This is a genomic window from Devosia alba, assembly GCF_039938915.1.
GTDB lineage: Bacteria > Pseudomonadota > Alphaproteobacteria > Rhizobiales > Devosiaceae > Devosia > Devosia alba.
The window spans coordinates 20,496-39,898 of sequence record NZ_JBDUUI010000002.1; the positions used below are offsets into that span (position 1 = coordinate 20,496).

The following is a 19,403-nucleotide window of genomic DNA, read 5'->3' on the forward strand; positions in this document are numbered from 1 at the left end:
TCCGGGCTGGGTAGGGGACGACGAATTCTCTAGTGCCAAAATGGAGTATCCGCCCCCCCGGCGCAAGCGTTACCGCCGGGCCGGGGCGCCGCTCACGACACCACGGTGATCTTCTCAGCGGCGCGGGTAATCCCGGTATAGAGCCAGCGCGCCCGCTCTTCGCGGAACACAAAGCTTTCATCGAACAGATAGACATTGTCCCACTGGCTACCCTGCGCCTTGTGCACGGTCAGGCAATAGCCAAAGGTGAACTCGTCAAACTGCCGCCGCTCGGGCCAGCTCATGGCATCCTCTTCGCCCGCAAAGAACGCCTTGTGCGTCAGCACCTTGGCCTCGCCTCTGCCTTCATCGGCGCCCAGCAGCAGGCTCCATTTGCCATTGGTCCGCCGCGTCGCCTCGGTGACGATCCAGATCTGCCCGTTGAGCAGCTTCTTGCGCGGATTGTTGCGCAGGCAGACCATGCGGTCGCCCAGCACCGGCTCATGGAAGGGCAGGCCCTTCAGCTCGCGCAGCCGGTCATTATATTGCAGCCGCGTCTTGTTGCGGCCCACCAGCACCTGATCGGCTTCCATGACGGCATTGCGATCGACATTTTCGCGACCCACCACAATGGACTCGCCATAGCTGCCGCGTTCGAGAAAGCCGCCCTCGCGCACCTGCATCGACAGGTGAATGATCGGGTTGTCCGCCGCCTGCCGATGGATTTCGGTCAGCATGATGTCGGGCTCGTCGGCGATGAAGAAGCCCGCCCCCTGCACCGGTGGCAGCTGGAACGGATCGCCCAGCACCAGCACCTTGACCCCGAAGCTGAGCAGGTCGCGGCCCAGTTGCTCATCGACCATCGAGACTTCATCAATGACGATCAGATCGGCATCGGCCGCCGGGCTTTCGCTATCGAGCACGAAGCGCGGCTCGCCTTCCTTCTCGCTGACCAGGGTATAGATCAGGCTGTGAATGGTCTGGGCGCCCTTGCAGCCCCGCTTGCGCATCACCAGCGCCGCCTTGCCGGTAAAGGCGGCAAAGCGGACCTTGCGCACATCCTGGGCCAGATGCACCGCCAGCGTCGACTTGCCGGTGCCTGCCCAGCCGAACAGGCGAAACACCTGCGGGCCGTCGCGATCCTTGAGCCAATCCGATACCGCGACCAGCGCCGCGTCCTGCTGGGGGGACCAGACTGTCATCAGCTGATCACTGTCCGCACCGTGCCGACGCGCGCAATGCTGCCCTCGATCACATCGCCGCGTCCCACCGCGCCGACCCCGGCCGGTGTACCGGTCATGATCAGATCGCCGGCCTTCAGCGTCACGAACTGGCTGAGATAGGCGATGGCTTCGCCCACGCTCCAGATCTGGTCAGCCAGATCGCCGCGCTGGCGTTCCACGCCATTGACCGACAGCGTGATGGCGCCGCTGTCGGGATGGCCGATGGCCTCGGCAGGTTCGATGGTGCCAATGGGCGCCGAACAGTCAAATGCCTTGGCCATCTCCCAGGGGCGCCCGGCCTTTTTGGCCAGTGCCTGCAGATCACGCCGGGTCATATCCAGCCCGGCCGCATAGCCATAGACATGGTTCAGTGCATCGCCCACCGCGATATCGGCCCCGTCCTTGCCGATGGCCACCACCAGCTCGATCTCGTGCTGCAGGTCCGCCGTCTGCGGCGGATAGGGCATGGCCGCGCCCCCCACCAGCACGGCATCGGCGGGCTTGGCGAAAAAGAACGGCGGGTCGCGCGTGTCATTGCCCATTTCCACGATGTGCTCGGCATAGTTGCGGCCGACGCAATAGAGCCGGCGCACGGCAAACAAGCCGCCCCGGGCAATGGGGATCGTGACGGGAGCATGGGGCGCAAACAGAAAATCACCCACGCTTGAAATCCTCGGCATAGGGGCCAATCAGGTCCAGATCGATCTGGCCCAGCCGGTCCTGCGCGGTGAAGGATTGATGCCAATAGGGATAAAGCAGCGGCGGCTGGCTGACCGCGTCGAGCCGCGCCCGTTCATCGACGCTCAGCGCGAGATCGGCTGCGGCCAGATTGTCCTGGAACTGGGCCTGGCTGCGCCCGCCAATAATCACCGAGCTCACCCCCGCTCGGCCCAGCGTCCAGGCCAGCGCCACCTGGGCCCCCGACACGCCCCGCTCCCCGGCAATGGCCACGATGACATCGACAATGTCGTAGAGCCTGTCCCAGTCATAGACCGGCGGTTCGCGAAAGCCGCCGACATGACGGCCACTGTCGGGCCCCCCGTCGCGGCGATATTTGCCCGACAGCAGCCCGCCGGCCAGCGGCGACCAGACCAGAATGCCCAGCCCCTGGTCCTGGCTGATCGGCACCAGCTCATATTCGGCTTCGCGCGAATGCAGCGTGTAATGGATCTGCTGGCTGACAAAGCGCTCGCCGGCCCGCTCCTTGGCGGCCGCCAGCGCCTTGGAAATGTGCCAGCCCGAATAGTTGGAACAGCCGATATAGCGGACATGGCCATGGCGCACGAGCGTGTCGAGCGCCTCCATGGTCTCCTCGATCGGCGTCTGCCCGTCCCATTCATGCACCTGGTACAGGTCGATGACGTCGGTCTTGAGGCGCTGCAGACTGGCCTTGCACTGCGCGATGATATGGTGACGGCTCAGCCCGATCTCGTTGGGGCCATCCCCCATCTTGAAGCGCACCTTGGTGGCGATCAGCGCCTTTTGCCGCCGCCCGTTCTCGGCCAGGATATCGCCAAGAATCTCCTCCGACACGCCGGCATTGTAGACATTGGCAGTGTCGTAAAGATTGATCCCGGCATCAAGGCACATATCGACCTGCCGCGCGGCGTCGGCCCGGCTGGTATTGCCGATCTTCTCGCTGCCCCCAAAAGTCATGGTGCCCATGGTCAGGGTCGACACTTTCAGGCCCGAGCGCCCCAGATAGCGGTATTCCATGGGTGTTCTCCCCCAACGGGAACTGAATCAACTGCAAGACGAGAACATTGCATAAACCACCGCGCCGTGCACGCGAAGGGACCGGGCGCCGATTTGTGTCCCCCATGCCTTCTCCAGACCAGAAAGTCCCGGCATAATCCCCCGGTTCAACACAGGGATTCGCACCATGCTTTATGCCGTGCTTTGCTATGAGGACGAAAAGGCCGTCAGCGCCTGGACCCAGGAGGAAGACGATGCCTGCATGGCCCGGCTCGACGTCGTGCAGGACGCCATGCGCGCCAAGGGCCGGCTGGGCCCGGTGGTGCGGCTGCAAAACACCAGCGCCGCCACCACCTTGCGCAAGAACTCGGGCACCACAGTGGTGCTTGACGGCCCGTTTGCCGAGACCAAGGAGCAGTTCCTGGGCTTTTACGTTGCCGATTGCGACTCAATCGATGAGGCCATCGCCTTCGCCGAGGAACTGGCCAAGGCCAATCCCGGCAGTGGCACGGGCGCCTATGAAATTCGCCCGCTGGCAATTTACCGGCCGGGCGATGTGACGCCGCCAAAAGGCTAGGCGACACCAATCAGCCCGGTCCTGCCCCGTCTTTCCCTTGCATTCTGCCCGTGCCTATTGTCCATATGCAGCAGAGGCTTGAAGCTTGGGAGAGCAGCATGCGGCACGGTGTTGGCGTTATCCGCTGGGTTGGAGCGGCACTGATTCTGGCGCTGGGCATGGCCAGTGCGCCGGCAGCCGAACCCAACATCACCCTGCTGCCCGACACCGACCTGCCGGGCTTTGACTATGCCATCGTCAAGGATAGCAGTCTTGATGCCTGCAGCGCCGCCTGTGCCGAGGACCAGCTCTGCCTGGCCTTCACCTTCAACCAGAAATCAAACTGGTGTTTCCTCAAGGGCGATATCGGCGAGGCCACCCAGTTCAAGAGTGCCGTCTCGGGCACGCTCGACCGTGCAGCGACAATGGCCACCACCGCGGTGGTGCGTCAGGCCGAACTGCCCTTTCCGGCCCAGGACCTGATTGATACGGCGCGGCGCTTTGCCAATGAGCTGCCGCTGACCGACGCGCCACCACCCAAGGCCAGCTATGCCGATCTGGTAGCCGATGGCGACGCCGCCAGCGCCGCCGAAAATCCGGCCGGCGCGATGATCGCCTATCGCCAGGCGCTGGCCATCAACCCCAATGATCCCGCCTTGTGGCAGGCGCTGGCCATTGCCGCGCTGACCCGCGCCGAAGCTGTGGCGGGCGCCAGCGAAGGCGACAACAGCGCCGAGCTTGGCCGCACTGCTGTGTCGGCCGCCCTCAACGCTTTTCTGCGCGCCACCAGTGTCGATGACCGGGCCTATGGCTTGCGGGCACTGGCCAATGGCCTGGAATATGCCAGCATGTGGCGCGAGGCGATCGCCACCTATCGGCTCAGCCTCGCCCTGGTCCCCGACGCCGACGTCGCCGCCCATCTCGACGAAATTGTCGCCCAGCACGGCTTCCGCGTGGTCAATCATGTGGTTGATGCCGAGGCAGCCGCCCCGCGCATTTGCGCCGTGTTCTCCGATCCGCTCGGCAGCACCGACCTCTCCGCCTATGTCGTGGTAGCCGATGCGCCCCAGACTTCGGTGGAAACCGAGGCCGACCTGATCTGCGTCGACGGCGTCAGCCATGGCAGCCGCTACGCCATCAAGCTGCGGGCCGGCCTGCCCTCGGCCGATGGCGAAACCCTGAGCGACGATGTCGAGCTCAATGTCTATGTGCCTGATCGCGCGCCCTTTGTCGGCTTTGCCAACAATGCCTATGTCATGCCGGCTGGGCTGGGTGGCGGCTTGCCGATCACCTCGGTCAATGCCGACACCGCCGAGCTCAAGATCTACCGCATTGGCGATCGGGCCATTGCCAGCGCCGTGCGCGACGGCATTTTCCAGGGCAATCTGACCGATTACGCGGCTGAGGACATTGCCGACCGGGTTGGCCAGCAGCTCTGGAGCGGCGAGGTCGACCTGGCGCGTGGCGAGCCCAATGCGCTGACCACCACCGCCATTCCCATCGCCGATGCCATCGGCGACATGCGGGCGGGTGCCTATGTGGTGACGGCCCGCATCAAGGGTGCCGTCGAGGATCGCTATTGGGAAGAAAAAGCAACCCAGTGGTTCATCATCACCGATCTGGGCCTGACCACCATTGCCGGCGATGACGGTGTGCACGCCTTTGTGCGGGGCCTGACCGACGCCCAGCCGGTGGCCAATGCCAGCGTCCGCCTGATTGCCGTCAACAATGACGTGCTGGGCGAGACCACAACCGACGCCGATGGCCGCGCCCTGTTTGCCCCCGGCCTGGCCCGCGGCACGGGCGGCGCGGCACCGCAATTGCTGGTGGCCGAAACCGCTGACGGTGACTACGCCTTTCTCGATCTGAGCAAGCCGGCCTTCGACCTGACCGATCGCGGCGTCGAAGGGCGGCCCTCGCCCGGCCCGCTCGACCTGTTTGCCACAACCGAGCGCGGCGTCTATCGCCCCGGCGAAACCGTGTTCCTCACCGCCCTGCTGCGCGATGACCGCGCCCAGGCCGTCACCGGCCTGCCGCTGACCCTGGAAGTCCAGCGGCCCGACGGCGTCATCGCCAGCACGCAATTGCTCAGCGACGAGGGCGCCGGTGGTTACTTCACCAGCCTGCCCATGGTCGAAGAAGCCATGCGCGGTTCCTGGACGCTGCGGCTCTATTCCGATCCCAATGCCGACGCGCTGTCTTCCACCAGTTTCCTCGTCGAGGATTTCGAGCCCGAACGGCTGGCCTTTGAGCTGAGCACCGCCGACGACGCGCCCTTCGTGCTCGAGGCGGTAACCGAGATCGACGTCGCCGCCAAATATCTCTATGGCGCCACCGCGCCGGGCCTGGCCATTGAAGCCGACGCCATCATCAGCCCGGTCAAGACGCTCAAGGCCTTCCCCGGCTATACCTTCGGCCGGCTCGACGACAGCATGGAAACCACGCGCGAGCCGCTTGGCGTTGTCGGCACCACCGACGAGGCCGGCAATGCCGTGGCAGAGATCACCCTGCCGCCGGTACAGACCACCACGCGGCCACTGCAGGCGCAGATCCTGCTGCGACTGGTCGACACCAATGGCCGCACCATTGAGCGCAGTATCGCCCGCCCTGTGCAGGCCGACGGCGACCGCATCGGCATCAAGCCGGTGTTTGCCGACCCCACTGGCCTGCCCTCGGGCAGTGCGGCGCAGTTCAACATCATTGCCGTCTCGCCCGAGGGCGAAGCTGTCGCCAAGACCGGCCTGAACTGGATCCTGTCGCGCGTCGAAACCACCTATCAGTGGTATCGCAATGGCAGCGCCTGGCAGTGGGAAGCCATCACCACCACCCGCGAAGTGGCCAGCGGCAGCGTTGACACGCCGGCGGGCGGCCCGGTCACCGTGGGCGCCAATGTCGATTGGGGCCGCTACCAGATCGAGGTCGACAGCACCGGCCCCGACGCGACCGCCTCGAGCTATGATTTCTATGCCGGCTATTACTATGCCGATGCCGGTTCGGACACGCCCGACACCTTGCAGGTGGCCCTCGACAAGCCGGCCTATCGCGTTGGCGAAACGGCCCGGCTCAAGCTCGACCCGCAATTTGCCGGCACCGCGCTGGTAATGGTGGTCGACAACCGCGTCATCGCCATGCAGGCGGTGGACGTCCCTGCCGAGGGCACCACCATTGGCCTTGAGGTTACCGATGAATGGGGCCCCGGCGCCTATGTGACGGCCATCCTCTATCGTCCCGCCGATGCGGGCGAAAAGCGCATGCCATCGCGCGCCCTGGGCCTGGCCTTTGCCGATGTCGAACCGGGTGACCGCAAGCTCGATGTCAGCCTTGCCACGCCCGACATCGCACTGCCGCGCCAGAGCTTCACCGCCGAAATCGCGCTGGGCAATCTGGCCGCCGGCCAGCGGGCCTATGTCGCCGTCGCCGCCGTTGACCTGGGCATTCTCAACTTGACCAACTTCAAGGTGCCCAGCCCCGATGACTGGTATTTCGGCCAGCGCCAGCTCGGCATGGACATTCGCGATCTTTATGGCTCGCTGATCGATCCGACCCAGGGCATGGCCGGCGCCATGCGCTCGGGCGGCGATGGCGGCGCGGCGCGGCTGGGCACGCCGCCACCCACCTCGGTGCTGGTCGCGCTGCATTCCGGCATTGTCGACATCGACGCCGACGGCAAGGCCAGCATCACCTTCGACATGCCCGATTTCTCGGGCACGGTACGGGTCATGGCCATGGCCTGGACCGACACTGCGGTCGGCCACGCCTCGACCGATGTGATCGTGCGCGATCCGGTGGTCGTCACCCTCAGCCCGCCGCGCTTCCTGCGCGTCGACGACACCTCGCGCCTGCTCGTCGAAATCAACAATGTGGGTGGTGCATCGGGCACTTATGGTGTCGCCCTGTCGACCGGCACCGGCCTTGGCACTGACGCGACCGACACGCAGGTCGAGCTGGCCCAGGGTGAACGCACGGCGCTCAACCTCAAGCTGCAGGGTCTGGCGATCGGCGACTGGCCCATCGAGCTGACCATCACCGCACCCGATGGCAGCACCCAGACCAAGGCGCTGACCCTGGGCGTCCGCCCCATCAGCGCCCCGGTCACCACCAGCACGCTGATTGCCATCGACCCCGGCAAGACCACCAGCATTGATGAGGACTTTTTTGCCAGCTACATGGCCAATACCGGCGCCATGACCCTGGCGGTCGGCCCTCTCGCCCGGCTCGATGTCCCCGGCCTGCTGCTCTCGCTCGACCGCTATCCCTATGGCTGTGCCGAGCAGATTTCCAGCCGCGCCCTGCCGCTGCTCTACCTCAACGACGTCGCCAAGCTGATCGGCGTGGCGGGTGATGAAGCGCTCAGCCAGACCGTCAACAACGCCATTGCCAATCTGCTGTCCAAGCAGAATTCGGGCGGCGGCTTTGGCCTCTGGGGGCCATTCGATGGTGGCGATGGCTGGCTTGATGGCTATGTCACCGACTTCCTGCTGCGCGCCCGGGCAGCCGGCTATGCGGTGCCCGAGCAGGCCATGAGCCGGGCGCTCGACAATCTGGGCAACCAGCTCTCCTATGCCAGCGACTTCGACAATGGCGGCGAAGACATAGCCTATGCACTCTACGATCTGGCGCGCGCCGGACGCGTCAGCATGGGCGATCTGCGCTACTATCTCGAAGCACGCCTCGACGCCTTCGGTTCGCCCCTGGCCAAGGCCCAGCTCGGCGCCGCCCTGGCGCTCTATGGCGACACCACCCGCGCCGCCACGGCCTTCGATGCGGCCGTCAGCAGTCTGGCCGATGCGCCCAACCGGCAGCGCTACCGTGCCGACTATGGCAGCCTGCTGCGCGACACAGCGGGCGTATTGGCACTGGCGGCCGAATTCAAGCCGGCCGGCGTCGATCTGACGGCGCTGGCCGACCAGCTCGCCAAACTGCGCAACGCCGCCCGCTATAGCTCGACCCAGGAAGATGGCTGGACCCTGCTGGCGGCGGCCGCTCTGGGCAGCAGCACCACCGACGGGACCATCAGCCTGAACGGAGAGGCCCTCGCCGCGCCGGTCTATCGCCGCTTCGAGCAGGCCGGGTTCAGCGCCATCGACATCACCAATAATGGCGATGCCGCCACCCAGGCCAAGGTGACCGTCACCGGCTATCCCAGCGTGCAGCCCGACCCATCCAGTGCCGGCTTTACCCTGTTCCGCGAGTATTTCCTGCCCGATGGCACCCCCATTGACATCGACATCGACGCCATCGCCCAGAATGAGCGGCTGGTGGTGGTGCTGACCGTCTATCCGGAGACCCTGGGATCAGGACAATACCTGCTGGCCGACCCGCTGCCCGCCGGCTTTGAAATCGAAAACCCGGACCTGTCGTCAGGCGATGGCGTGGCCGATTTCAACTGGCTGCAGCTCGACACGGCCAGCCATGTGGAATCGCGCACCGACCAGTATGTCGCCGCCTTCCGCTTCTTCTCCGAGCCGGGCAGCTTCACCACGGCCTATCTGGTGCGGGCCGTCAGCCCGGGTCTGTTCACCCTGCCCGGCGCCACTGTCGAGGACATGTATCGGCCAGAGCTGCGGGCCAATACCGCCGCTGGCATGGTCGAGGTGACCGCGACAGGCCCGTGAGCACGCCCGAGGCGACACCACCCTTATCCTCACCGCGCCCCTGGGCGCGGTGGCTGACGCTGCTCGGCTTTGCCCTGTTCGTGCTGGCCTTTGCCGGCACGATTCAGCTCAGCGCCAGCATTGCCCGCATTGCGCAGGCACTGCCCCCCACGCCGCATGCGGCCACGCTGCCCGTCTCCACCGCCGTGACCGATCGGGACGGGCTGTTGCTGCGACCCTTCGCCACCGCCCAGGGCCGCTGGCGCCTTCCCGTCAAGCGCGACGCGGTCGATCCGCGCTTCCTTGCCATGCTGATCGCCTATGAAGACCGCAGCTTTGCCAGCCATGACGGCATCGCCTGGTCATCCATGCTGCGCGCTGCCGGGCAATTCGTCATGGCGGGCGGCCGGGTCGTGTCCGGCGGCTCAACGCTGACCATGCAGGTGGCCCGACTGCTCGAAGGGGAGCCCACGCGCGACGCCTGGGGCAAATTGCGCCAGATGGTGCATGCCCGCCAGCTCGAAGCCGATCTCGGCAAGGACGACATTGTCGACCTCTACCTGACGCTGGCGCCCTATGGCGGCAATATCGAGGGGATCCGCGCCGCGAGCCTGGCCTATTTCGGCAAGGAGCCGAACCGGCTGACCACAGCGCAGGCGGCGCTGCTGGTGGCCTTGCCACAATCGCCTGAACTTCGCCGCCCCGACCGCAATCCCGAGGCCGCCCGTGCCGGCCGCGACAAGGTGCTTGATCGTCTCGTGGCCCTGGAGGCCCTGCCAGTTGAAGAGGCCATTGCCGCCAAGCACGAGCCGGTGCCGACGGCCCGCCGGGCCTTTCCCATGCTGGCCGCCCATCTGGCCGAACAGGCGGTGCGCGCCCAGCCAGATGCTCGCACGATCAGTCTGACCATCGAGCGGCGCCTGCAGGACGCCCTCGAGCAGCTCGCTGCCGCGCGGGCCCGCTTGATTGACCCCAGGGTCTCGGTCGCCATTGTCGCCGCCGATATCGACAGCGGCGAGATCCTCGCCTCAATCGGTTCGGCCGGCCTGTTTGCCACCCAGAGCGACGGCTATGTCGATATGACCGGGGCCGTACGCTCGCCCGGCTCCACCCTCAAGCCGCTGATCTATGGGCTGGCGTTCGAGCTGGGACTGGCCCATCCACAAAGCCTGATCGAGGATCGCCCCACCGCCTTTGGCAGCTATGTCCCGATCAATTTTGATGGCTTCAGTCGCGGCACGGTGACCATTCACGACGCCCTGACGCAGTCGCTCAACATCCCCGCCGTGGTGGTGCTTGATGCCGTGGGGCCGGCGCGGCTGGTGTCGCGCCTGCGCCGGGCCCACGCCGATCCGCGCCTGCCCACCGATACCGCGCCGAGCCTTGCCGTCGGCCTGGGTGGCGTCGGCATTACCCTGCGCGATCTGGTTTCGGTCTATGCCGCCATTGCCCATGGCGGCACGCCGGTGATTGTGCATGACGGCACCACCCCGCCACTGCCCCCATCCATAGCCGCGCCCGTGCTCGACCCGATCAGCGCCTGGTATGTCGCCGATATCCTGGCTGACGTCGCCCCACCGCTGAACGGCTCGCCCGGCCGTATCGCCTACAAAACCGGCACCTCCTATGGCTATCGCGATGCCTGGGCCATCGGCTTTGACGGCAAGACCGTGATCGGCGTCTGGGCCGGCCGCCCCGATGGCGCCCCCGTCCCGGGCCTCGCCGGCATTACCGGCGCCGCGCCAATCCTGTTTGAGGCCTTTGACCGGCTGGGCAGTCGGCGCGCGCCGCTGCCGCGCGCCCCCAGGGGGACCCTGTTTGCCTCGACCACCGAGCTGCCCGCCCCGCTGCGGCGCTTCCGCCATCCCGACACCGACCTGGTCGCCCGCGACGCCGCCCCCGAGATCGCCTTTCCCGGCGATGGCGTGGCCGTCGATCTGGGTCTGGGCCTCGGCCAATCCGCCCCGCTCATGGTCAAGGTGCGCAACGGAGTGCCCCCCTTCACCTTCTTTGCCAATGGCGCCCCGTTCGGGCGGCCCGGTTTTGCCCGTCAGGACAATTGGCACCCCGACGGCCCCGGCTATGTCACGCTGTCGGTGGTCGACGCCGAAGGGCGGGGCGACAGTGTCAGGGTGTTCCTGAACTAGGCCTGGTGCGATTTGACGTCGGCACGAATCTTCGGCCGGCGCTTGGGCTCGCCCCCCCAATTGAACCCCCTTGGAATTTAATCGAATTGGTAACCATTTTGGCCTAGTTCTTGTCGGCAATACGCTGTTGCCGGCGAGTACGGACAAGTAACGCGATATGCGCCAGTTTGCTCCTGCCCTGATGTTCTCAACACTATCGGTAGTGCTGGTCGTCGCCTTCATGCTGGCCCCAAAGGCCAAGGGTGAAATGGCCGTGGCCTTTGCCCCCTTCACCAGCGAGCAAACCGCCTGGGCCATCGTGCGTGCCGCTGGCGGATACGCCGTGGGGCCAACCAAACTGCCCAATATTGTCGTGGTCTATGCCGACAACGCCGATTTCCAGCAGCGTGCCAGAAGCCTGGGTGCGCTGTTTTTTCTCAAAGCTTCCGGGCTGTGTGCACCCCAACTTGAACGCGAAACAACATGACACTTGATTCCATAAGAAGCCGAGCCTCGGTCTTCGTTGCTGGCCTGGCGGCCGCAATGGCCGCCATCGCGGTGCTTGTCGAATTTCTGCTACAGGGTGAACTGGGCCTGGGCAGTCTGCTGGGTGGCCTCGGCATTGCCGGGCTGCTTGTTACCTTCCTCGCCAGCCGCCAGTCTGCCGCCTTCCGCTATATGGCAGTGGCGGTAATGATGGCCGAAGTGATGGCCATGCTGATCTCCGCCCGCGGGCAGCCGCTGCAGACCGACATTCACATGGCGTTCTTCGCCGGTCTGGCCGTTTGTGCACTGCTCTATGACGCCAAGGCCATTATCCTGGGTGCAGCCCTGGTCGCGGTACACCATCTGGTGCTGGGCATGACCCTGGACGATTTGATCTTTTACGGTGGCGGCGGCCTTGGCCGGGTCATGCTGCACGCCGTAATTCTGGTGATCGAAGCCCTCGGCCTGATCTGGATGACCACCAACACCCAGCATCTGCTGCAGATCGCCGACGACCGCTCCGAACAGGCGCAGACCAGCGCCGAAAAGGCGGAATCGCTTGCCGATGAGGTCGAGCGGACCACTGCCGCCGGGCGCCAGGCGCGCCAGGCCACGATGGAGCAGCTCTCCACCGACTTCAACCGTGTGGTCACGGCCGCAAGCCAGGGCGATTTCTCGGCCCGCATTGAGACCAGCTATAGCGACCCTGAACTGGCAACGCTGGCTTCGTCCATCAATGGGCTGATCGAAACCGTGGGCGAAAGTCTGGGCGAGACCGCGCGGGTATTGTCCAGCCTGGCCAATACCGATCTGCGCGCCCGCATGACCGGGAAATATCAGGGTGCCTTCGCCCAGCTACAGACCGACACCAATGCCCTCGCCGAGACGCTGACGACTATCATGACGGCGCTTCGCACCGCCATTTCCAACATGCGGGAGGCCACCGGTGAAATCGTCATCGGCACCAATGATCTCAGCGAGCGCACGACCAAGCAAGCCGCAACCATTGAAGAAACCTCGGCCGCCATTGAGCAGTTGGCAGCGACGGTGCTCGAAAATGCCGATCGGGCCCGCGATGCCAATATCAATGCACAAAAGGTCAATCAGGTGGGTGAGGAGGGCGGTCTCGTCATGGGGCAGGCCAATGCTGCCATGTCCCGCATCACCGAATCGTCCGCCAAGATCTCCAACATTATCGGCCTGATCGACGACATCGCCTTCCAGACCAATCTGCTGGCGCTCAATGCCTCGGTGGAAGCAGCCCGCGCTGGCGATGCCGGGCAGGGCTTTGCCGTGGTGGCCGTCGAAGTGCGGCGCCTGGCGCAGTCGGCGGCGCAGGCATCCTCCGATGTCAAAATCCTGGTTGACGCCTCGGCTGGCGAAGTCGGCACCGGCACCAGGCTGGTGGCCGAAGCGGCCAGCAAACTGGCGACGATGGTGGACGCGGCCCGGGCCAACAATAAACTGATGGAAGGCATTGCCCGCAATAGCCGCGAACAGTCTTCGGCCATTGACGAGGTGTCCGGCGCGGTGCGCCAGATCGACCAGATGACCCAGCACAATGCAGCCCTGGTCGAGCAAACCAATGCCGCCATCATGCAGACTGAGAACCAGGCGACTGAGATCGACCGGCTCGTCGAAGTGTTCAAGACCGATGACCGCCCCAAGACCCGGTCCGCTATGCCCGCCTCGGACGTGCAGCAGCTGCGCCGGGCGGCAAGCGGCTTTCGTCGTTAGCCACGCCCCTGACAAAAAAGGGACGGCAGAAATGCCGTCCCGTGCACGTGGCACTTGCCAATCGGCCTGAACGCTAACCGACCTTGGCCAGCGCCTGTTCAACATCGGCAATGATGTCGTCAATATGCTCAATGCCCACCGAGATGCGCACCAGATCTTCCGACACACCGGCCGTGGCCAGTTCCTCCGTCGAGAGCTGGCGATGGGTGGTCGAGGCCGGGTGGCAGGCCAGTGATTTGGCGTCGCCGATATTGACCAGTCGCAGGATCATGTTGAGGGCGTCAATGAACTGACCACCCGCCACCGCGCCGCCCTTGATGCCAAAGCTGACAATGCCCGAGGCCTTGCCCTTGGTGATCTTGTTGGCAGTCGCATGATACTTGCTGGTCGGCAGCGCCGCATAATTCACCCAGCTCACCTTGGGATGTGCCTGCAGGTAGTTGGCCAGGGCCAGCGAATTCTCGCAATGCCGTTCCATGCGCAGGCCCAGTGTTTCCAGCCCCATCAGGAACAGGAAGGCGCTGTGCGGCGACAGGGCCGCGCCGGTATTGCGCAATGGCACCACGCGGCAACGCCCGATATAGGCGGCAGCGCCAAGCGCCTCGGTATAGACCACGCCGTGATAGGAGGGGTCGGGCTCGTTGAGGATCTTGAAGCGGTCCTTGTTCTTGACCCAGTCGAACTTGCCGCTATCGACAATGATGCCGCCGATGGAATTGCCGTGCCCGCCGATATATTTGGTCAGCGCGTGCACCACGATATCGGCGCCGAATTCGAACGGCCTGCACAGATAGGGCGTCGCCACCGTATTGTCGACAATCAGCGGCACGCCATGCTTGTGCGCGATCTCGGCCAGCCGCTGAATGTCCACAACATTGCCGGCCGGATTGCCGATCGACTCGCAGAAGACCGCCTTGGTGTTCTCGTCAATCAGCGCGTCGATGCCGTCAAAATCGCCCTGATCGGCCAGCCGCACGTCAATGCCCTGGCGCGGAAACGAGTGCATGAACAGGTTATAGGTGCCACCATAGAGCTGGCTCACCGAAACGATATTGTCGCCCATCCCGGCAATCGCCTGGATCGCATAGGTGATGGCCGACATGCCCGAGGCCACGCACAGCCCGGCAATGCCGCCTTCCATTTCCGCCACGCGCTGCTCCAGCACGGCCGTCGTGGGGTTCATGATGCGGGTATAGATATTGCCCGGCACCGCCAGATTGAACAGGTCGGCGCCATGTTTGGTGTCGTCAAAGGTATAGGAGGTGGTCTGGTAGATCGGCACCGCCGCCGCCTTGGTGGTTGGCTCCGATGTGTAGCCGTGGTGCAGCGCAATTGATTCCAGCTTCATGGATTACCCTCTCGTCCGTTGGATTTCATTGTTCGATCTAAGCGATACCATCGCTGGCCAGCATTTTGCGCCGCTGATCGCACGTTTCGGCGACGTCGTCGCCCAAATAACAAAGACCATGGTTGCAAGCAAGTTTGGGTCGACAGGACGTCGAGTGGCTGACCTCGGCGGCAATTGGGCGGCTGCGAGGCGCCGAAATGCCCAGAGCCCCTGATTGCAGGCGTGCCTGTCAGCGCGCAGTCACCGCTGCGGGAAGGCGCCAGTCCGCCCACGCCGCACCCGGTTGCGGACGACCCGTGGCCACGCCCCGTGTCGTTCGCAAAAGCGACCATGAGCGATCAATCGCGCTCGGCGACCGGGTCTTTGCGCGGCACCGCTCGCAGCTTGTCGAGCAGATAGGCGTGGGTGGCCCGATTGGCCACAATCAATACCCCGGTGCGTTCAAAAACGTCCGGTCCGCGCCCCCACCAGTCCGTAACAATGCCGCCAGCCTCCTCGACCAGCAATATGCCGGCAGCGGTGTCAATAAAGCCGGTTTCTTCGTAGTAGCCGGTCAATCGCCCGCAGGCGACATAGGCGCAGGAATTGGCCGCACTACCGACCACACGGACGGCGCCAATCGGGGCGCGGATGGTGTCGAGCCGGTCATAGGCGCCCGGATAGAGCTGCAGGTTCGGGGTGGGCAGACCCGTACCAACGCACATCATCGCCACATCGGTGCTGGCACTGACGTGCAGACGCTCGCCGTTGAGAAAGGCGCCAGCGCCCTTGAGCGCGGTGAACATCTCGTCGGCCACCGGATTGTAGATCAGGCCGCACATGGTCTGATTGCCACGTCGCAGGGCAATGGTGATGGTGTAGTGCCAGCCATTGAGGAAATTGGTGGTGCCGTCGATGGGGTCAACGAGCCAGCGATGGTCGGCGTCGCCACCTTCCACCGGGGCGAATTCCTCGCCGGTCAGGCTCCAGTCGGGCTGCAGCGCGAACAGGCCGTCCCGGATCAGTTGCTCGCATTCCTTGTCGGCATCGGAGACGAAATCGCCGGGGCCCTTGACGCCGATTTCAAGTTCGGCGAAGCGCTTGAAGTGGCGCTGGGTCAAGGCACCGGCACTGCGTGCGATGGCAACCATCTGGTCGAGAGTGTCAGCGTAAGAGACGGTCATATGGTCAGCGCCATGGCAAGACCCTCCGGGTCATCGGTAGTGATTTGATCGACTTTGAGTGCCAGCAGGCGGTTGACCTGCGACAGGGTGGTGGGGTTAACGGCACTGATCGTCCAGGCATCCACGCGATGGCCTTCGGCCTGGCAGGCGGCAATCATGTCGAAACCAGCCTGATCAGCCTCGAGCACGATCTCGTAGCTCAGATAGATGAAATCAGCCCGGGGTGCCGTTGCCAGCGCATCGGCCGTAAAACGACCGAAATCGCCACTGCTCCGCAATTTCGCCAGTGACGCGCCATAGCAGGGATCGTAGCCACGGCGCAGGCCGGGCGTGGCCGCAGCCAGGAGCTCGACCGCCTCGGCATCGCCGCCCGAGACGATCATATGCGGCGCCAGGGGGCCTATGCTGGCGGCGAAACCGGCAATGGTTTGCGGGTCCAGCGCGGCGGCATCCTGTTTGAAGTCGAGCTGCAGCAAGCTATCGGGATGGGGCAAATCATCGGCCAACAATGCGCACAGGTCTTCGAGCAGCATGACCCTGTCGGGGATGGGCCGCCCGTCTGCGCCGCGCAGATACAGTTGGCGCAGTTCGCTGGCCCGGGCCTTGGCGACCAGTCCGCTGCCGGTGGTCTCGCGGTCCAGTTGCAGGTCGTGCAAAATGGCGCAGCCATGGTCGGCATGGACCACCAAATCGACCTCGACACTGGCGCCCAGGCGCATCGCCTCGATAAGGCGCTTGCCGGTAAATGCCGGATCGGACGCCCGGCGCCGCCCACGATGCCATTTCAGCCAGGTGCGATGGCCGTCGCGCTCCACATAGCGAGGATTTGTCATCGTCATCCCCGATAGATCTGGGCGTTGTCGCGAAACGCCGCGATGGCAGTCGGCTTTACGTCAACGCTCTGGCCCTGGCTGAACAGATCGGGATGGGCCACCATGGCTTTGATGCGGGTGCCGTCCTCAAGATCAAGGTCAACCAGGCCGTGGCTGCCAAAGTCGGTGATGCGATGGATCTTGGCCGCGCCGTGATCGGCAACAACCAGTTCAAGGGCCTCTGGACGCACGGCCAGCGTCGCCGGCCCGTCGCTGACCGGCAGCGGCACCGACAGGCCCGCGCCGCTGAACTGGCTATTGCTGACCGTACCATCCACCAGATTCATCGAACCGATGAAACCGGCCACGAACGGCGTCTGCGGGTTGCGATAGACCACATCGGGGCGATCCACCTGCTCGCTGCGGCCCTCGCGCATGACCACGATCCGGTCGGCCATGGAGAGCGCCTCATCCTGCCCGTGGGTGACGAACAGCGTGGTGATCTTGAGCCGCTGCTGAATGTCGCGCACTTCCTCACGCAGGCGTTCGCGCAGATGCTGGTCGAGGCTGGCAAACGGCTCGTCGAGCAGCAGGATCTTGGGCTCCAGCACCAGCGAACGGGCGAGGGCAACCCGTTGTTGCTGCCCGCCCGAGAGCTGGTGCGTCAGGCGGTTGCCATAGCCGGCCAGGCCGACCAGTTCGAGCACGGCCTCGACCTTCTCGCGGATCTCGGCGGTGGGCAGCTTGCGCAGCTTGAGGCCGAAAGCAAGGTTCTTGAAGACGTTCATGTGGGTCCACAGCGCGTGGCTCTGGAACACCATGCCGGTGGGGCGCTTGTCGGGCGACAGGCGGGTGATGTCGTCACCATCAATGGTGATGACGCCCGCCGAGGGCTGTTCAAAGCCACCCACCATCCGCAGCAGTGTGGATTTGCCCGAGCCCGAGGGACCGAGCAGGCAGACAAGCTCCCCATCTGCCACATTGAGCGAGAAGCGTTCGACGGCGACAGTGCCGCCCGCAAAAACCTTGGAAACATCAGAGATAGCGAGAACGGACATCTATTTTCTTCCTAGCCGCCAAAGCCGCGGGCAAAGGCACCGCCGCCAATAACGCGGCGCGCGAACATCAGCGCGACGAATGAGGGAACCCAGAGCATGACCGACAGCACGGCGCCGTACTGGATGACCATCTGGTTGTTGATGAAACTGATCATCAGCACCGGCATGGTGCGAATTGCGGGCGCCCCAATCAGCCAGGCCCCTTCGGTTTCATAGAAAGTGCCAACGAAAGTCAGCAGCACGGCGGCGGCAATGGTGGGGCCGGCCTGGGGCAAGGTGATGGACCAGAATACCCGCAAAGGGCTGGCCCCGACATCGCGGGCCGCTTCTTCCATGCGCCGGTCGACAGCCTGAAAGGCGGCCACCGGAATCCAGATCATGAACAGCAATGTGCCCACCAGCTGGATCAGGACAACACCCCAGAAGGTGCCGATCAGATTGAGTTGCAGGAAAATCGCCGCAATGGCGATCAGCAGGCCGAATTTGGGAAAGGCATGCCCGGCCAGAAACGAGAAGAACAGCACGGTTCTGGCGGGGAAGCTCATGCGGGCAAAGGCATAGGCGGCCGGCAGGCAGATCGCCGCCGACAGCAGGGTGACCACGGTAGAGAGCTGCAGGCTCAGCGTCAGCGCCCCCCAAACATCGGGACGGGTCAGCGTCTGCTCCCAGAAACGCAGGCCGAACTGCTGCGGCACCACATTGGGATAACGCCAGATTTCGGTGAAGGCCCAGGTGCCGACAACCAGCAGCGGGAAGATGATGGCGAGCGACAACAGCAGCGTGAAGGTGATGCCGAGCCCGTCAATGCGCGGGCGCGCTGTGATGGTAACTGCCATGGCTATTTCCTCTGATTGCGCGCGACGGAGCGCACATAAAACAGCCCGAAGGCGATACAGAAGCCGAAGGTAATGACAGCCTGCGTCATGGCGTTGAGCGGGTCATTCACCTCGCGGAACGTGCGCTGCATGAACGGGCCCATCATCTCAGGCGCGGCGCGGCCCAGCAGATAGGGCAAGGTGAAGGCCGAAAAAATACCCAGGATGGAGAAGGACAGTGCCACCAGAATGGAATTGGAAATGCGCGGCATGATGATGTGCCAGAACACCTGCAGGCGGTTGGCGCCAACATCGCGGGCCGCCTCGATCGCCTGATTGGCAACGCTACCGAGCCCCGAAAGCAGAATCAGCACGGTGAGCGGGATATTGTCCCAGACGAGGCCGATGACCGGGCCCCAGGGCGTCAGATAGGGCGTGCGGATCTTGGGCAGGCCGACCGAATTGAGGATGATGTCGACCATGCCATTGGGGCCGAGCACGCGAATAAAGGCATAGGCCAGAATGATCGATGGCACGAACATCGGAAAAATAGCCAGCGCCTGCACAAAGCCCGGCAGAGGGCCCTGCGCAAAGCGTAAATAGAGCGCAATCGGCAGGCAGATCACCAGCAGGAACAGGGCGCACACGCCGGTGGTCCACAGCGTGATGCTCAGATTGGCGAGGCTGTAGCCGTCGGAAAAAAAGAAACCATAGCTCGAGAAGTCCAGACCATAGTCGCCCGTTTGATCGGGGCGCCAGATGGTGCGGACAATCGCATTGATAATGGGCCAGACGACCAGCCAGGCCATCA

General features: G+C 64.4%; 14 protein-coding genes. 5 read left to right on the top strand and 9 right to left on the bottom strand.

Annotation, left to right across the window (positions count from 1 at the left end; genetic code table 11):
• Positions 1-92: 92 nt before the first annotated feature.
• The 3 genes from ABFY71_RS02585 to ABFY71_RS02595 are packed head-to-tail and all read right to left on the bottom strand — an operon-like array spanning position 93 to position 2,918.
• Entirely contained in the window at positions 93-1,181 is a 1,089-nt protein-coding gene (locus ABFY71_RS02585; protein ID WP_347944547.1) for an ATP-dependent DNA helicase, read from the bottom strand.
• The gene (locus ABFY71_RS02590; RefSeq protein ID WP_371136234.1) at positions 1,181-1,882 is read right to left on the bottom strand and encodes a fumarylacetoacetate hydrolase family protein; all 702 of its coding nucleotides are present in this window, start codon (positions 1,880-1,882) and stop codon (positions 1,181-1,183) included. Before ABFY71_RS02590 ends, ABFY71_RS02585 begins: the two co-directional genes overlap by 1 nt.
• A complete protein-coding gene (locus ABFY71_RS02595) occupies positions 1,857-2,918 on the bottom strand; it encodes an aldo/keto reductase (protein WP_347944548.1) in 1,062 nt (353 codons plus the stop codon). The genes ABFY71_RS02590 and ABFY71_RS02595 overlap by 26 nt, the downstream gene beginning before the upstream one ends.
• A 166-nt stretch (positions 2,919-3,084) precedes the next feature.
• Here ABFY71_RS02595 and ABFY71_RS02600 point away from each other — a divergent pair, with 166 nt between their 5' ends.
• The 5 genes from ABFY71_RS02600 to ABFY71_RS02620 all read left to right on the top strand — a co-directional run bounded on the left by ABFY71_RS02600 (position 3,085) and on the right by ABFY71_RS02620 (position 13,396).
• The gene (locus ABFY71_RS02600) at positions 3,085-3,474 is read left to right on the top strand and encodes a YciI family protein (RefSeq protein WP_347944549.1); all 390 of its coding nucleotides are present in this window, start codon (positions 3,085-3,087) and stop codon (positions 3,472-3,474) included.
• Between the two features lie 98 nt (positions 3,475-3,572).
• Positions 3,573-9,068, top strand: a complete 5,496-nt coding sequence (locus ABFY71_RS02605) for an alpha-2-macroglobulin family protein (RefSeq protein WP_347944550.1) — start codon at positions 3,573-3,575, stop codon at positions 9,066-9,068.
• The gene (gene pbpC / locus ABFY71_RS02610; RefSeq protein WP_347944551.1) at positions 9,065-11,194 is read left to right on the top strand and encodes a penicillin-binding protein 1C; all 2,130 of its coding nucleotides are present in this window, start codon (positions 9,065-9,067) and stop codon (positions 11,192-11,194) included. The genes ABFY71_RS02605 and pbpC overlap by 4 nt, the downstream gene beginning before the upstream one ends.
• A gap of 157 nt (positions 11,195-11,351) precedes the next feature.
• Positions 11,352-11,660 (top strand): hypothetical protein, encoded by a 309-nt coding sequence (locus ABFY71_RS02615; RefSeq protein WP_347944552.1) that lies wholly within the window; start codon positions 11,352-11,354, stop codon positions 11,658-11,660.
• A complete protein-coding gene (locus ABFY71_RS02620; RefSeq protein ID WP_347944553.1) occupies positions 11,657-13,396 on the top strand; it encodes a methyl-accepting chemotaxis protein in 1,740 nt (579 codons plus the stop codon). Before ABFY71_RS02615 ends, ABFY71_RS02620 begins: the two co-directional genes overlap by 4 nt.
• A gap of 73 nt (positions 13,397-13,469) precedes the next feature.
• Here ABFY71_RS02620 and ABFY71_RS02625 read toward each other — a convergent pair whose 3' ends face one another.
• From ABFY71_RS02625 to ABFY71_RS02650, 6 genes are all read right to left on the bottom strand, one after another.
• On the bottom strand, positions 13,470-14,744 hold the full coding sequence (locus ABFY71_RS02625) for an O-acetylhomoserine aminocarboxypropyltransferase/cysteine synthase family protein (RefSeq protein ID WP_347944554.1): 1,275 nt from the start codon (positions 14,742-14,744) through the stop codon (positions 13,470-13,472).
• A 338-nt stretch (positions 14,745-15,082) separates the two neighbouring features.
• Positions 15,083-15,907, bottom strand: a complete 825-nt coding sequence (locus ABFY71_RS02630) for an inositol monophosphatase family protein (RefSeq protein ID WP_305578503.1) — start codon at positions 15,905-15,907, stop codon at positions 15,083-15,085.
• On the bottom strand, positions 15,904-16,740 hold the full coding sequence (locus tag ABFY71_RS02635; RefSeq protein ID WP_347944555.1) for a glycerophosphodiester phosphodiesterase: 837 nt from the start codon (positions 16,738-16,740) through the stop codon (positions 15,904-15,906). The genes ABFY71_RS02630 and ABFY71_RS02635 overlap by 4 nt, the downstream gene beginning before the upstream one ends.
• Before the next feature lie 2 nt (positions 16,741-16,742).
• On the bottom strand, positions 16,743-17,777 hold the full coding sequence (locus tag ABFY71_RS02640; RefSeq protein ID WP_347944556.1) for an ABC transporter ATP-binding protein: 1,035 nt from the start codon (positions 17,775-17,777) through the stop codon (positions 16,743-16,745).
• An 11-nt stretch (positions 17,778-17,788) separates the two neighbouring features.
• Entirely contained in the window at positions 17,789-18,613 is an 825-nt protein-coding gene (locus ABFY71_RS02645; RefSeq protein WP_305578497.1) for an ABC transporter permease, read from the bottom strand.
• 2 nt (positions 18,614-18,615) lie between these two features.
• Complete coding sequence (locus ABFY71_RS02650; protein ID WP_347944949.1) at positions 18,616-19,401, bottom strand: ABC transporter permease; 786 nt, start codon at positions 19,399-19,401, stop codon at positions 18,616-18,618.
• Between the last annotated feature and the right edge of the window lie 2 nt (positions 19,402-19,403).

Coding starts and splice junctions, on each gene's coding strand:
- ABFY71_RS02630 (WP_305578503.1), bottom strand. CDS start 15,907: ATGACCGTCTCTTACGCTGACACTCTCGACCAGATGGTTGCCATCGCA.
- ABFY71_RS02585 (WP_347944547.1), bottom strand. CDS start 1,181: ATGACAGTCTGGTCCCCCCAGCAGGACGCGGCGCTGGTCGCGGTATCG.
- ABFY71_RS02650 (WP_347944949.1), bottom strand. CDS start 19,401: ATGGCCTGGCTGGTCGTCTGGCCCATTATCAATGCGATTGTCCGCACC.
- ABFY71_RS02640 (WP_347944556.1), bottom strand. CDS start 17,777: ATGTCCGTTCTCGCTATCTCTGATGTTTCCAAGGTTTTTGCGGGCGGC.
- ABFY71_RS02645 (WP_305578497.1), bottom strand. CDS start 18,613: ATGGCAGTTACCATCACAGCGCGCCCGCGCATTGACGGGCTCGGCATC.
- ABFY71_RS02595 (WP_347944548.1), bottom strand. CDS start 2,918: ATGGAATACCGCTATCTGGGGCGCTCGGGCCTGAAAGTGTCGACCCTG.
- ABFY71_RS02600 (WP_347944549.1), top strand. CDS start 3,085: ATGCTTTATGCCGTGCTTTGCTATGAGGACGAAAAGGCCGTCAGCGCC.
- ABFY71_RS02615 (WP_347944552.1), top strand. CDS start 11,352: ATGCGCCAGTTTGCTCCTGCCCTGATGTTCTCAACACTATCGGTAGTG.
- ABFY71_RS02620 (WP_347944553.1), top strand. CDS start 11,657: ATGACACTTGATTCCATAAGAAGCCGAGCCTCGGTCTTCGTTGCTGGC.
- ABFY71_RS02605 (WP_347944550.1), top strand. CDS start 3,573: ATGCGGCACGGTGTTGGCGTTATCCGCTGGGTTGGAGCGGCACTGATT.
- ABFY71_RS02625 (WP_347944554.1), bottom strand. CDS start 14,744: ATGAAGCTGGAATCAATTGCGCTGCACCACGGCTACACATCGGAGCCA.
- ABFY71_RS02590 (WP_371136234.1), bottom strand. CDS start 1,882: ATGCCGAGGATTTCAAGCGTGGGTGATTTTCTGTTTGCGCCCCATGCT.
- ABFY71_RS02635 (WP_347944555.1), bottom strand. CDS start 16,740: ATGACAAATCCTCGCTATGTGGAGCGCGACGGCCATCGCACCTGGCTG.